We start from the raw sequence: 11,735 nt of genomic DNA, 5'->3' as shown, positions 1-11,735 counted from the left end.
CAACAACGGAATTTGCAACAAGTACGAAAGAAATCAAATGACTACCCTGGTGCAGCCGGGCCTGAAACTGCGGCCCCTGGAACGTAACGATTTGCACTTTGTGCATCAGCTCGACAACAACAGCAACATCATGCGCTATTGGTTCGAAGAGCCGTACGAAGCGTACGTCGAACTGGTGCAACTGTACGACCAGCACGTACATGATCAAAGCGAACGGCGTTTTATCCTGGAAAGCGACAACGGCGAAATGGTGGGGCTGGTCGAGCTGGTCGAGATCACCCACATTCATCGGCGCGCGGAATTCCAGATTATTGTTGCGCCGGGTGCGCAGGGCAAGGGTTATGCCGAACGCGCAACCCGGCTGGCGATTGAATACGCGTTCTGCGTGCTCAATTTATACAAGCTCTACCTGTACGTCGATAAGGAAAACCAAAAGGCGATCCACATTTATCAAAAATGCGGATTTGAACTGGAAAGCGAGCTGAAAAGCGAGTTTTTCATCAACGGCGTGTATCGCGACGCGGTTCGCATGTGCATGTTCCAGCCTGAATATCTGGCTAAACGACCGCGTTGAGATGTTTTTCCGGCTCGACAGGTTTCCGAAAGGCAAGTTAATCGCGTGCCGGTGCGATCATTTCTGCATAATCGTACAAGGCGCCGAGAATTTCTTCACCCCGTTCGTCTGCGGATTCCGATAAATTATCGATCTCTTCAAACAGCATATCCACCGTGCGTGCCTTGCCTTCGCCATCGAACAGGCGGGCGGCGCGGTGCTCTTCCCAGCGCTGCTGGTCTTCCGCAGTCAAGGTTTCAGGGAAGTTGCGGGCGCGGTAGCGGAACGCCAGTTCTTCGAGGCGCTGATCGTCAAAGCTGAAAGATGCAGCAAGGGCAGCCGCCAGCTTTTGCGGCGGCAGAGCGCGCAATTCATTCAATTTGCGGCGATCGTTATTGCCGATGAACCCGCCATACAAGTCTTCGTCGACATCGTTAGCGGCTTCTTCCGGGCGCTGGAACACCTGGCGCCATAAGCCGCTGAGATCAGGCGCCCGGGCTGCAATCTCGGCATGGCGCAACGCCAGCGGAATATCTATACCCCAGCGCGCAGCCATGTCGGCCGACAGCGTTTGCAATTTGTTGATCACCATCGGCGATTTATTCAGATGCACCGATTTCAACGGTAATCGCGTTACACCCTCAGGCAAGGCGTCGGTTTTGCTGAACAGCCGGGTACGTACGGTATCCGCATCCATGGAAAATAGTTCGCTGGGATCAAACGCCAAATCCCAGGCCAGTATTTCGTTCTTGTTGGTGGGATGCACACCAAGCGGCCACATGACCGCGAGGCAGCCGCGTTCGGCGGGGAACATGCCGGAAATATGCAGGAACGGGCGCGGTGTCGGCAAGCCGATTTCAGCGCCGGCGCGATCTTTCTTGTGTAGCGCGAGGCAGAAATCGAATAATTTCGGTTGATGCTGCCGGATCAATCGCGCCAGGGCTATCGTCGCCCGCACATCGGACAGCGCATCATGCGCGGCTTCGTGGCTGAGGCCATTGGCGGCGGTCAGGTGTTCCAGGCGAAAACTCGGCCGTCCCTCGTCGTTGACCGGCCATTGGATACCATCCGGGCGTAAGGCGTATGCGGTGCGCACCACATCCAGGATATCCCAGCGGCCGCACTGGTTTTGCCATTCGCGCGCATAAGGATCGATCAGGTTGCGCCAGAACAGGAAACGCGTGACCTCGTCGTCAAACCGGATCGTGTTGTAACCGACGCCTATGGTGCCAGGCTCGGAAAACGCTTTTTCAATCTGTGCCGCGAACTGGTATTCGGCAACGCCGCGTTCCAGGCATACCTGCGGCGTGATGCCGGTAATCAGGCAAGACTGCGGATCAGGCAAGAAGTCATTTGCCGGTTGGCAATACAGCATGATCGGTTCACCGATTTCATTCAATTCGGCATCCGTGCGGATTGCTGCAAATTGCGCCGGACGGTCGCGTCGCGGTTGTACGCCAAAAGTTTCGTAGTCGTGCCAGAGGAAGGTATGCGTTGACATTGATGAGGGCTAACGTGCTTGAGGGAGGTGCAGCAGTTTACAGGCATCTTTCCACGCCTGTATAGCAGTTTTACAACGCTTTAAGCCAAATCGTAAGAAACACTGAAATAGGGCTTTTAGCCCCTTAAATTCACCAAACTGATAACTGCTATTGGCAATCGAAATTGGATAATTAATGGGGAAACGCTATTCTGATTGTGCGACGCAACAATTGGCTTGCGGTGAACGCAAAACGAAAGAGGAAACTATCATGTCTACAATGACAATCAGCAACAGTTCTAGCATTTCCCGTCCAGCTTCTTCGGTACAAGTTGCCGGCATTTTCAGCGGTGTCGCTGCTTTCTTCAAGCGCGTCGGCAATGCTTATGAGCGTTCGGAAGCAGCACGTAAAGAAGCTTACCTGGCAGAAGCAGTCGATTTGTACGACCTGGAATATCGCATGCAACGCCTGGACCGTGAAAGCGCCCAGACTGCAGCTTGGATCAAGGGTTTCTAAGTTTAAGTATAACGTCAGGTTTTACGGCAGTTAATTGCCGGCAGTAAGCAGTAGTTTTAAGTAGTAGTTGCAAGTAGTAGTTGTAAGTAGTAGTTGTAAGTAGTGCTTCAGTATCATGCATTTCATCCATATCACTGCGTAGCAGTCGGGCATCCCGCCGGCATTGGCCGTCAGACCGGGTTGCCCTGCTGCTCACACAGTGCATTTCTGTTCACGCTTCCTGGTATTAATTCCTGCCATTCATTCAGTTTGATTCCGTCACCAGCGTGAAATGCTCGACGACTGGCGCCACTGCGAAAAATGGCCCGACTATCGCACGCCATTCGGCAAATGCCGGCGATTCGCGAAAGTCCACAGTATGGTTTTCCAGCGTTTGCCAGGAAATCGTCAGCACATAGCGTTCCGGCGATTCAATGCCCTTGTGTACCTTGAAACCGGCAAAACCTTTGGCTTTGCTGATGATTTGTTCAACTCCGCGTTGAATGGCGGCATCAAATTCCTGTTGTTTACCGGGTTGGATGCGGATATCGGCTAATTCGAGAATCATGGGGATTTCCATCGTTGTTGGTTGGCGGAATCTGGATTGTCGCATTTTTAGCGGCAATCAACCTTTGTGGATTCCTTGCTGATTGACTATGCTGAAAGCATAACCAGTCATAGGAGACCATCATGTTGGGCAGACAACGACTTTATTTCATGTTGCCGGACGTTTCCAGTGCACGCAGCACACTAGACGAATTGCTGTTGGCCCGGGTCGGGATTCGGCACATTCACTTCTGGGGCGCTGACGGGACATTGCCAGCAGATATGCCTGAAGCCAATGTGTTACACAAAACCGATCTCGCCAATGGAGCAGAAATAGGCTTGCTGGCAGGCGGTGTGCTAGGTCTGCTGCTGGGCATGTGGCTGGTGTATTTCCCTCCGGAGTGGGTGCACCTGAACTGGCTGGCGTTGGTGGGTTTGACGCTGGCCGGAGCGGTGCTGGGTAGCTGGATGTCAGGAATGGCGGCGGCGGCGCTGCCCAATTCCCGCCTGAAAGCGTTCCATGCAGGGATTGAAGAGGGCAAGATATTGCTCCTGATCGACGTGCCGTTCAAGCGTGTGCCGGAAATTGAGGAGCTAATCGAGAAGCGTCATCCGGAAGCCGCTTTCTCTGGCGTGGAAAAACATCTTCCGGTCTTTCCATAATTTCATCGGACTAGCGATAATAAACACCGGCCATCCCGCCGGTGTTTTTTTATGCCGGTTGCGCTGTAATTCTTCCTGATTTCCCTCTCATTTTTTGCTGATCGATTGTTATTTTGTTGTTAGCTTCGTACACTACCTTCCGGTTAAAAACAAAATCAATCATACGGTTTTACGGTGTCCGCCCGGCTCAGTTAGTACCTGACCCAGTCATGGCAGGCAGGTAAATCGACATACAGGGAGGAAATGCATGGCAGCTTCTTATTTTCCCAAATGGCGCCTGCGCGCCAGCACGGCGGATGGGCAGGGGCAGGTTATTGCTGCCGACGAGCGTTTGCCGTGGCCCCAGACGTTCGCCATGGGGGTGCAGCACGTTGTAGCGATGTTCGGTTCGACGGTGCTGGCGCCGCTGCTGATGGGTTTCGATCCTAACCTGGCGATTTTCATGTCGGGCATCGGCACTTTGCTGTTCTTTGTCCTGGTGGGCGGCCGGGTACCGAGCTACCTTGGTTCCAGCTTTTCTTTTATCGGCCTGGTGATTGCAGTTAGCGCTTACGGCGGCCATGGACTCAATCCCAATCTTGGCGTGGCGTTGGGCGGTATCATTGCCTGCGGCGTGGTGTATGCGCTGATCGGTTTGCTGGTGATGGCGATCGGTACGCGCTGGATCGAAACCCTGATGCCGCCGGTAGTGACCGGTGCGGTGGTGGCCGTGATCGGGCTCAATCTGGCGCCGATTGCGGTGAAGGGTGTCAGCGGCAATAATTTCGATGCCTGGATGGCGCTGGGGACGGTCTTATGCGTCGGCGGCGTTGCCGTGTTTGCGCGCGGCATGCTGCAGCGACTGCTGATACTGGTCGGCTTGATGCTGGCGTATGTGATTTATGCGCTGCTGACCAATGGCGCCGGGCTTGGCAAGCCGATTGATTTCGGCATCGTTGCCAATGCTGCCTGGTTCGGCATCCCGCATTTTTCCGCACCGGTCTTCAAGGCCGATGCGATGGCTTTGCTGGCGCCGATTGCGATTATCCTGGTGGCGGAAAACCTGGGACATATCAAGGCGGTAGCCGCCATGACCGGGCAGAATCTCGATAAATACATGGGCCGCGCCTTCGTCGGCGATGGCCTGGCGACGATTGTGTCAGGCAGCGTCGGCGGCACCGGCGTCACCACCTATGCTGAAAATATCGGCGTGATGGCGGTGACCAAGATTTATTCGACCTTGGTATTCGTGGTGGCGGCTGGCCTGGCAATCATCCTGGGTTTTTCACCGAAGTTCGGCGCCGTGATTCAAACCATTCCAGGTGCAGTGCTGGGCGGCGTTTCGATTGTGGTGTTCGGCCTGATAGCGGTCTCGGGCGCGCGCATCTGGGTTGAAAACAAGGTGGATTTTTCGAACAATCGCAATTTGATCGTTGCCGCAGTAACCTTGGTGCTGGGGGCCGGCGACTTTACCTTGAAGCTTGGTCAATTTTCCTTGGGCGGCATCGGCACCGCGACTTTTGGCGCGATTATCCTGCATGCTTTGTTGCGGGAAAAGAAGGCCTGAGTTAGGCCTGGTGTTTTGTTCGCGCATAAAAAACTGCGCAAGGGTATGCCTTGTGCAGTTTTTTTATAGTTCAATGCTTCTGCAACGCGCCAATCACTAGCGTTGTAGTCGCATAAGCAATGCCTAGCAGGCAGACTGCAGTCCAGCCGCCATTGACCCAGGCCAGCGCGGCACTGGCCGCACCGAGTGCGCCGCCGACAAAAAAGATGCCGACGAATAAACCGTTCAATCGTCCGCGCGCTTCCGGCTGCAACAGGTTGATGGCGCGCCGGCCCAAAGTCTGATCGGTGGTGACGCCGGCATCCAGGCCGATCGCGGCGAGCACCAGCAGGCCGACCGCCAGCAACGGATGGGTGGCAATCGTAAAGCCGCCCCAACCGGCGCCGGCGACACCGGCCAGCAGCAGTGCGGTGATCATCAGCAGATGCGCGGCCAGGCTGGCGGGCCGGCTCCATCCGCGGTCGCCGATGCGGCCGGCGAGCGGCGCTGCAATGGCTCCGGCGGCACCCGCCAGCGCAAACAGGGCGATATGGCGCTGATTCAGATTGAAGGGCGATTGCGTCAAAAGCAGCGCAACGGCGGTCCAGAACAGGCTGAAGGTAGCCATCGCCAATGCGGCGGTCAACGCGCGCCGGCGCAGGACCGGCTGGCTCAGCAGCAAATTCCACAGGGATCCGATCAAGGCCAGGTAAGACAGGCTGGCAACCGGTTGCCGGGTTGGCAGTGTGCGGCTTAAAGTGGCTGCCACCACTGCTACCGATGCGGTCAGCACCAGATACAGCAAACGCCAGCCGCCGAGATCCACCAGCAAGCTGGCCAGCGGCCGCGATAGCAGAATGCCCAGCATCAGGCCGCTCATCACATTACCGACCACTCTGCCGCGATACGCTTCGCAAGCCAGCAGGGCGGCCAGCGGCACCATGATCTGGATCGCGCTGGAGGCGCTGCCCGCCAGGAAGATCGCCAGCAAGAATACCCAACTCGAAGTCGACACGGCCGCCGCTGCCAAGGCCAGCGCGCAGCAAGCCAGCAGGCGCACGATCAACTGGCGGTTTTCCAGCAGATCGGCCAGCGGCACCAGCAGGATCAGGCCGGCGGCATAGCCCAATTGCGGCAGCATGGCGACCATGCCGCTCAAACGGGAATCAAGGCCCAGCGCAGCCGCAATCGGGGCGATCAGGGTCTGAGTTGCAAATAGGTTAATGACTGTAATCCCGACTGCGGTAGCAAACAATATTTGCAGCGCGGCCGGGATCCCGTCATTTGCAGCATGCGCGGTGACTGTTTGCGAGGCAGGATAGGTGGCATTGGGGGGCAAGGGTGCGTTCATGACATTTTTCGTGTGGCGTAGCACGGTATGGCTTGCAGCGGGAGCGGAGTAGTCCTGTCCCTGGCAAACGGTTTTCAATGGGGGTGATTGTGCATCTACGATCTTTATGCTACAAGTGAATTATTATCATAACTATTATGCGAGTTTGTTGTGAATACTCACGATATCGAGGCTTTCGTGGCCGTGGTCGAGACCGGCTCGATTGTTGCGGCTGCAACCCGCCTGCATCTGACGCAGCCGGGCATCAGCCGGCGCGTCCAAAGCCTGGAAGACAGGTTGGGAGTCGCCCTGCTGGAACGCCAGTCGAAACCGCTGAAACCTACCGCTGCCGGCCGCGAGGTTTATCAGCGTGGCCGCCGTGTGCTGGGATCGGTTGCGGATTTGCTGGCCGGCGTAGAACCGGGTTCGGAGGCGAGCGGTGAGTTTCGTCTGGGCGTGGCACCGTTTCTGGCGGAACTGGCCCTGACCCACCCGATTGATCGCTTACGCGCTGAATTCGCCAAGTTGACCTTGCGCATCACAACCGGTTGGTCGCCGACCTTGCTGACTCTGCTGGAAAGCAATGCGATCGATGCCGCGGCAGTGGTTTTGCCAGACGACGTGATGCCGCCCAATACACTGACGACACATTTGCTTAGCCACCAGATGCCGGTGATCGTGGCGCACCGTGAAGCGGGATTGCGCGAGGGCCGCTTGTCGTTGCAGGAACTGGCATCGCAAGCCTGGGTCTTGAACCAGGATGGCTGCGGCATCCGCCGCTCGATCCGGCATGCGCTGGACGCTGCGCGTTTGCCGGTTGATGTTGCGGTCGAAACTTTCGGCACCGAACTGCAGTTGTCGTTGGTGGCGCGCGGGGTTGGCATCGGCATGGTCATGCCTGGCGCCTTGGCGCGCAGTGCATTTCGCGATCAGTTGCGGGTGTTGCAGGTAGCGGAATTCAAGGCCGGCGTGAATACCTGGCTGGTGCACGCCCGCGCACCGGGACGGTTGGCGGCGCCGATCGCGCGTTTACGCCAGGATATGAGCGAGATGCTGGATGCGGAGGAGCATTTGCTGGTTTGAACCGGCAGTTGTGGCATAGGTTCGCCATGATGAAAATCATGGGGCCCCGTAGAATACGCATACATAGGAGATAGGAGGCAGTCATGGAAATGAAGCGCATCAATGCCGGCAAACTACGCGCTATCGGATATGAACCGCGAGAGCGTACGCTGCGGGTCGAATTCGAGGATGGAAGCATAATAGATTATTCGGGTGTCGGGAACGAGGTCTGGCGCCGGCTGTCGACCACGGGTTCGGCGTGGAGCTATTACCGCGACAACATAGAAGAGGAATTCACAGGTCGTCGAGGTGTCGCGCGCACCGAAAAGAAGCCTGATAATCCCCTCGACGAACTGTTCAAAGCTGCCAGCGACGATGCAGAACCTTAATCGGTGGATCGATATTATTTTTTCGTAATTCCAAGATACGAGACAAGTAGCCATGGCATATTCCACAATTGAGCGCTGGCACGAAATTGTCAGGTCGCGTGACATCACCTCATTGAAAGCATTGCTCGCCGATGATGTGGTGTTCGAATCGCCGGTTGTTCACACCCCCCAAAGTGGTAATGCGATCACGAGCAAATACCTTGCCGCCGCGTTGCATGTCTTAAACAATGGCCCGTTCCGATACTTGAATGAATGGCTCGGGCCTGATTCCGCAGTGTTGGAGTTCCAAACAACCTGCGACGGAATCCTGATCAACGGTGTGGACATGATTACGTGGAACGACAAGGGCCTGATTACACACTTCAAGGTGATGATCCGCCCGCTAAAGGCTGTCAACAAAATTCATGAATTGATGGGTCAGATGCTTCAGCGTGACGCAGCACAACAGCGATAAAATTGGTATCTCTCCATAATGCCGTTAAGTTAAGCCACGAACGGTATTCTTTAGATGGACCAATGCGGTCACTCCGTCATCCCCGCGAACGCGGGGATCCATGTTGCACAGTATGGTGGTTAAAATGGATTCCCGCGTTCGCGGGAATGACGTACCAAGCGCTATAACCGGTAACCTTAACTTAACGGCATTAGTATCTCTCCACAATTTGTGTGGCGATAGCGACTGCGAACTATCGGCCACGAAAGGACATTCGCGAACCTAGCCAGGTTGATGTTGCTTAGCCAATATCTGTGTGGCAGCATACAACGAATACTTTTTTCACAATCAGGCTATCCACCAACATGAGCGCCTCCACCTTGCTGCTTTCCTTGTTCAAGTACAAAGCCTGGGCCAATGCGGAGCTGTTCACAGAGCTTCAGAAATTGGACCCGGTAACTCATCATGCTGAGCGGCAAAATGCAATCCGCATCCTGAACCATATCTTTGTGGTAGACCGCATCTTCGCAGCCCATCTGTCTGGCTCCCCTCATTCCTACGCAGCTACAAACACGGCCGAGACGCCCACGCTGCGAGAATTGCACAGTGTCGTGACTGAATCGGACAGTTGGTACATTGAGTACATTTCCAAGTTGCGTCCGGAGCTTCTGTCTGAGTACGTGTCGTTTCGGTTTACGGACGGTGGGCAGGGGCGAATGTCACGGGAAGAAATACTTGCCCACGTTGCGACGCACGGCGGCTACCACCGTGGCGCGGTTGGAGGTATTATGAACCGGGCTGCGGTTCCTCCCCCGCGCGACATATTTACCGCCTATCTGCATAAGTCCGAGCCCGAGCGACGCGAACCAAATCGGATAGTCGAAAACCTCTAACCCCCAACCATAACTCCACGCGAGGCGTCACCCTCGGGCGACTCCTCGCAAAGAGGAGATGGCAGGAATCGACCAAGAGCAGTCCCTCATCGTCTAAAGGAATCCGTTGGTTTTTCGTCTGCTGTTCGTAGGAAAGCAGACATCCATGATGTATCAGCGAAAGGGCGGCAGTGCGGACATTGTCGCCCCTGGATGCATTCAAAGCCAAGCGCGCTCGCATGATTATCTTGCCGGATAGCGCTACCCTGGGAAGTCTGTTAGGCCAGGCGTTGTTGAACCACTCGGGCCGGGCGTACGGGCGACATTCATGACCCAGCACACCATGACGAAGTAGCCGACAAGCGCCGTGAGTTCCACCGTCCCCGGCTGCCCAAAACAGGAGAACGCCTCAGCATAGGTTTCATCACTGACCCCATGCCTGAGCATCAACTCTCTAACAAAATCGACTGCGCATGCTTCGTTAACGGGCAGACCTCGCGGTCGCCTTCCCGCTGCTAGTGAATTGATTGCCTCCGGGGGCACGCCTGCCTTGATGGCCAAAGGCACATGAGTCTGCCATTCAAACTGGTTCCCCGTTTCCCTTGCAACGACACAAATGACAAGTTCGCGGATGATGTCCGGCAGCGCCCCATCAAATCGCAAGGCTTCACCAGTCTTCCCGATGCGTTCCATCAGCACTGGCGTCTGTAGCAACGGGATGAAAGGACCGAAGATTGCCTTACGCGGGCCGTTAATGATGGCGTCCGCCGCTGTCCGCTGCGCTTCGCTCATGGCATCGCGCTCGGGAATGGGTAATCGTTCCGATGTTGAAAAGCCAAACCCCTGCGGGGTATTTCTGAGATGGGTAGGGTTATTCATCAATACTCCTTAGCGAAAATTATGGCGACGTACCTCTCGCCACAGGTAGAAAGCGCTTAAAAGCAAGCCGGCTGCCGACAGCGCCATGGCATAGTTCAAGGCAGTGGAGTAATCTGCGGTGAAACGGCCAATGGCAGCGGACGCAACAGGACCCATCAATTGTCCAAACGCGAACCCCGCAGTCATCCGTCCCAAGATCGCGGTGGCATTGCCTCGAACACGGGCGCGGGCTTCCTGCATGCCAAGCATCGTGATCACCATGAACGTGCCGCCCACCAACAATGCGGCGATCACCACACTAACAAGCGAGGCCCAACTACTGGGCAGCAACACGCCAATCGCCATGAAGACATGGGAAGCCGCCCACACGCTCAGACGATTCGCTTTTTTCAGCCCCCAGGCCACCACAACCGTGGACAACGCCGCAGCGATCCCGAACAAGGGCCAAGCCCAACCGAATACCTGGGGGTCATCCACCAACTGCCGGGCCAGCGCAGGCAGATAGGTAGCCGGCAGGATGTACCCGAATCCGAACAGGGTGTAGCAGACAATCAAGCCGCCGGTGTTGGAGGATGCATTGTGCGAGGAGCTTTGCGAAGCTGGCGCCCCTGTGTCGATAACCGGGACCGGCAGGTGCCAACTTACTGCTAATGGAATTAGTACCGCTATTGCCGCGAGGGACGCCAATTCAATCCACATCTTCAACGATGAGACTTCAGGCCCGGCGACGATAAGACAAAACATGCCCGCTGCCGCAATACCGAGCCCAACACCCGCGAAAATGACCCCAGCCAGATTCGGGCGGCCAAAAGAGGCTAGCCACCCCAAGCCCCATGCGCTCGTGGCAACCAAGGTCCAGGCACTCATCACTCCTGCTATGAACCGAAGGATTGCCCAAGAAGCAATGGATGCGGTACAGCCCACGGCCGCAGTGACTGCCACGATGCTGATCAACCCTATGGCGAGAAGCGTTGTGGACTTCACCTTTATTCGGGCCGCCAGCAAAGCACCCAAGAGGTATCCGAGGTAATTGCTGGCCGCGAGCAGCGCACCAGTTTCACTGTTAAGCAGGTCATCTCGAACCATCAAAGGAAAAAGGGGGGTGAAGGCAAAACGACCTACCCCCATGGCAACCGCCAAGGAGATCAGTGCTGCCGCACAGAACATCACGGCGGCTCGACCCGATTTAATATTAGGGGAAAGGATTGAAGTCATCATAGGCTTATTAAAGCCTAATTGAGGCTTCATGACTAATGAATAAATGTGGAGTACCATTCTCCACGTGAGAATAATCGATTTGGAATCCCTGGCCATCTTCCGAACAGTCGTGGAGGAAGGAGGCGTGACTCGGGCAGCAGAGAAGCTGCACCGTGTGCCGTCTGTAGTGGTCTAATTTGCCCGGACACCTCGATAGGTGGACAATCCACCATCCGAGGAGATTTGCATGACAAGGCAACGCCGCAATTTCGACCCCAGCTTTAAGCTTGAGGTCGTCAAAATGATCAAA

General features: G+C 55.8%; 13 protein-coding genes and 1 pseudogene. 9 read left to right on the top strand and 5 right to left on the bottom strand.

Going from position 1 to position 11,735, the window contains the following annotated elements; genetic code table 11:
* The first annotated feature begins 37 nt into the window (after positions 1–37).
* On the top strand, positions 38–574 hold the full coding sequence (speG, locus tag KHU29_RS16650; RefSeq protein WP_211453940.1) for a spermidine N1-acetyltransferase: 537 nt from the start codon (positions 38–40) through the stop codon (positions 572–574).
* 37 nt (positions 575–611) lie between these two features.
* Here speG and sbcB read toward each other — a convergent pair whose 3' ends face one another.
* Entirely contained in the window at positions 612–2,054 is a 1,443-nt protein-coding gene (gene sbcB / locus KHU29_RS16645; RefSeq protein WP_211453938.1) for an exodeoxyribonuclease I, read from the bottom strand.
* Positions 2,055–2,229: 175 nt separating this feature from the next.
* On the opposite strand from sbcB, the gene KHU29_RS22390 reads away from it, so the two are divergent.
* Positions 2,230–2,550: a DUF3563 family protein gene (locus tag KHU29_RS22390; protein WP_343216067.1), complete on the top strand. Its 321-nt coding sequence runs from the start codon at positions 2,230–2,232 to the stop codon at positions 2,548–2,550.
* A 244-nt stretch (positions 2,551–2,794) separates the two neighbouring features.
* On the opposite strand, the gene KHU29_RS16635 is transcribed toward KHU29_RS22390, so the two are convergent.
* Positions 2,795–3,097, bottom strand: a complete 303-nt coding sequence (locus KHU29_RS16635) for an antibiotic biosynthesis monooxygenase family protein (protein ID WP_211453937.1) — start codon at positions 3,095–3,097, stop codon at positions 2,795–2,797.
* Between the two features lie 122 nt (positions 3,098–3,219).
* Between KHU29_RS16635 and KHU29_RS16630 the strand changes: the two genes are divergently transcribed.
* Both KHU29_RS16630 and KHU29_RS16625 read left to right on the top strand, forming a co-directional pair.
* Positions 3,220–3,738 carry a DUF1269 domain-containing protein gene (locus KHU29_RS16630; protein ID WP_211453934.1) on the top strand — a complete coding sequence of 173 codons (519 nt, stop codon included), beginning with the start codon at positions 3,220–3,222 and terminating at the stop codon, positions 3,736–3,738.
* 247 nt (positions 3,739–3,985) lie between these two features.
* On the top strand, positions 3,986–5,284 hold the full coding sequence (locus tag KHU29_RS16625) for a solute carrier family 23 protein (protein WP_211453932.1): 1,299 nt from the start codon (positions 3,986–3,988) through the stop codon (positions 5,282–5,284).
* A 70-nt stretch (positions 5,285–5,354) separates the two neighbouring features.
* On the opposite strand, the gene KHU29_RS16620 is transcribed toward KHU29_RS16625, so the two are convergent.
* Positions 5,355–6,614 (bottom strand): MFS transporter, encoded by a 1,260-nt coding sequence (locus KHU29_RS16620; protein WP_211453930.1) that lies wholly within the window; start codon positions 6,612–6,614, stop codon positions 5,355–5,357.
* A gap of 150 nt (positions 6,615–6,764) precedes the next feature.
* Here KHU29_RS16620 and KHU29_RS16615 point away from each other — a divergent pair, with 150 nt between their 5' ends.
* The 4 genes from KHU29_RS16615 (at position 6,765) to KHU29_RS16600 (ending at position 9,370) form a co-directional block, all read left to right on the top strand.
* Positions 6,765–7,676 carry a LysR family transcriptional regulator gene (locus KHU29_RS16615; protein WP_211453928.1) on the top strand — a complete coding sequence of 304 codons (912 nt, stop codon included), beginning with the start codon at positions 6,765–6,767 and terminating at the stop codon, positions 7,674–7,676.
* Between the two features lie 83 nt (positions 7,677–7,759).
* On the top strand, positions 7,760–8,044 hold the full coding sequence (locus KHU29_RS16610) for a KTSC domain-containing protein (RefSeq protein WP_211453926.1): 285 nt from the start codon (positions 7,760–7,762) through the stop codon (positions 8,042–8,044).
* A 52-nt stretch (positions 8,045–8,096) separates the two neighbouring features.
* Positions 8,097–8,498, top strand: coding sequence for a nuclear transport factor 2 family protein (locus KHU29_RS16605; protein ID WP_211453924.1), 402 nt, complete (start codon positions 8,097–8,099; stop codon positions 8,496–8,498).
* Between the two features lie 344 nt (positions 8,499–8,842).
* Entirely contained in the window at positions 8,843–9,370 is a 528-nt protein-coding gene (locus KHU29_RS16600) for a DinB family protein (protein WP_211453922.1), read from the top strand.
* A 240-nt stretch (positions 9,371–9,610) separates the two neighbouring features.
* Here the strand turns inward: KHU29_RS16600 and KHU29_RS16595 are convergent, their stop codons facing one another.
* Together KHU29_RS16595 and KHU29_RS16590 are read right to left on the bottom strand one after the other, a co-directional pair.
* Positions 9,611–10,228 (bottom strand): carboxymuconolactone decarboxylase family protein, encoded by a 618-nt coding sequence (locus tag KHU29_RS16595; RefSeq protein ID WP_211453920.1) that lies wholly within the window; start codon positions 10,226–10,228, stop codon positions 9,611–9,613.
* A gap of 9 nt (positions 10,229–10,237) precedes the next feature.
* Positions 10,238–11,476 carry a YbfB/YjiJ family MFS transporter gene (locus tag KHU29_RS16590; RefSeq protein ID WP_211453918.1) on the bottom strand — a complete coding sequence of 413 codons (1,239 nt, stop codon included), beginning with the start codon at positions 11,474–11,476 and terminating at the stop codon, positions 10,238–10,240.
* A 43-nt stretch (positions 11,477–11,519) separates the two neighbouring features.
* On the opposite strand from KHU29_RS16590, the pseudogene KHU29_RS22385 reads away from it, so the two are divergent.
* Positions 11,520–11,615, top strand: a pseudogene (locus KHU29_RS22385) (LysR family transcriptional regulator); the annotation flags it as partial.
* Positions 11,616–11,735 lie beyond the last annotated feature (120 nt).

Origin of the sequence: Collimonas antrihumi (genome assembly GCF_018304965.1) — a bacterium.
Classification (GTDB): Bacteria; Pseudomonadota; Gammaproteobacteria; order Burkholderiales; family Burkholderiaceae_D; genus Collimonas; species Collimonas antrihumi.
Note: the sequence above shows the minus strand (reverse complement) of the source record. Positions and strands in the feature narration are given on the sequence as shown.

Bases quoted from the DNA above. Each gene is read 5' to 3' on its own strand.
- speG (WP_211453940.1), top strand. From the start codon at position 38: ATGACTACCCTGGTGCAGCCGGGCCTGAAACTGCGGCCCCTGGAACGT.
- sbcB (WP_211453938.1), bottom strand. From the start codon at position 2,054: ATGTCAACGCATACCTTCCTCTGGCACGACTACGAAACTTTTGGCGTA.
- KHU29_RS22390 (WP_343216067.1), top strand. From the start codon at position 2,230: ATGGGGAAACGCTATTCTGATTGTGCGACGCAACAATTGGCTTGCGGT.
- KHU29_RS16635 (WP_211453937.1), bottom strand. From the start codon at position 3,097: ATGATTCTCGAATTAGCCGATATCCGCATCCAACCCGGTAAACAACAG.
- KHU29_RS16630 (WP_211453934.1), top strand. From the start codon at position 3,220: ATGTTGGGCAGACAACGACTTTATTTCATGTTGCCGGACGTTTCCAGT.
- KHU29_RS16625 (WP_211453932.1), top strand. From the start codon at position 3,986: ATGGCAGCTTCTTATTTTCCCAAATGGCGCCTGCGCGCCAGCACGGCG.
- KHU29_RS16620 (WP_211453930.1), bottom strand. From the start codon at position 6,614: ATGAACGCACCCTTGCCCCCCAATGCCACCTATCCTGCCTCGCAAACA.
- KHU29_RS16610 (WP_211453926.1), top strand. From the start codon at position 7,760: ATGGAAATGAAGCGCATCAATGCCGGCAAACTACGCGCTATCGGATAT.
- KHU29_RS16605 (WP_211453924.1), top strand. From the start codon at position 8,097: ATGGCATATTCCACAATTGAGCGCTGGCACGAAATTGTCAGGTCGCGT.
- KHU29_RS16600 (WP_211453922.1), top strand. From the start codon at position 8,843: ATGAGCGCCTCCACCTTGCTGCTTTCCTTGTTCAAGTACAAAGCCTGG.
- KHU29_RS16595 (WP_211453920.1), bottom strand. From the start codon at position 10,228: ATGAATAACCCTACCCATCTCAGAAATACCCCGCAGGGGTTTGGCTTT.
- KHU29_RS16590 (WP_211453918.1), bottom strand. From the start codon at position 11,476: ATGAAGCCTCAATTAGGCTTTAATAAGCCTATGATGACTTCAATCCTT.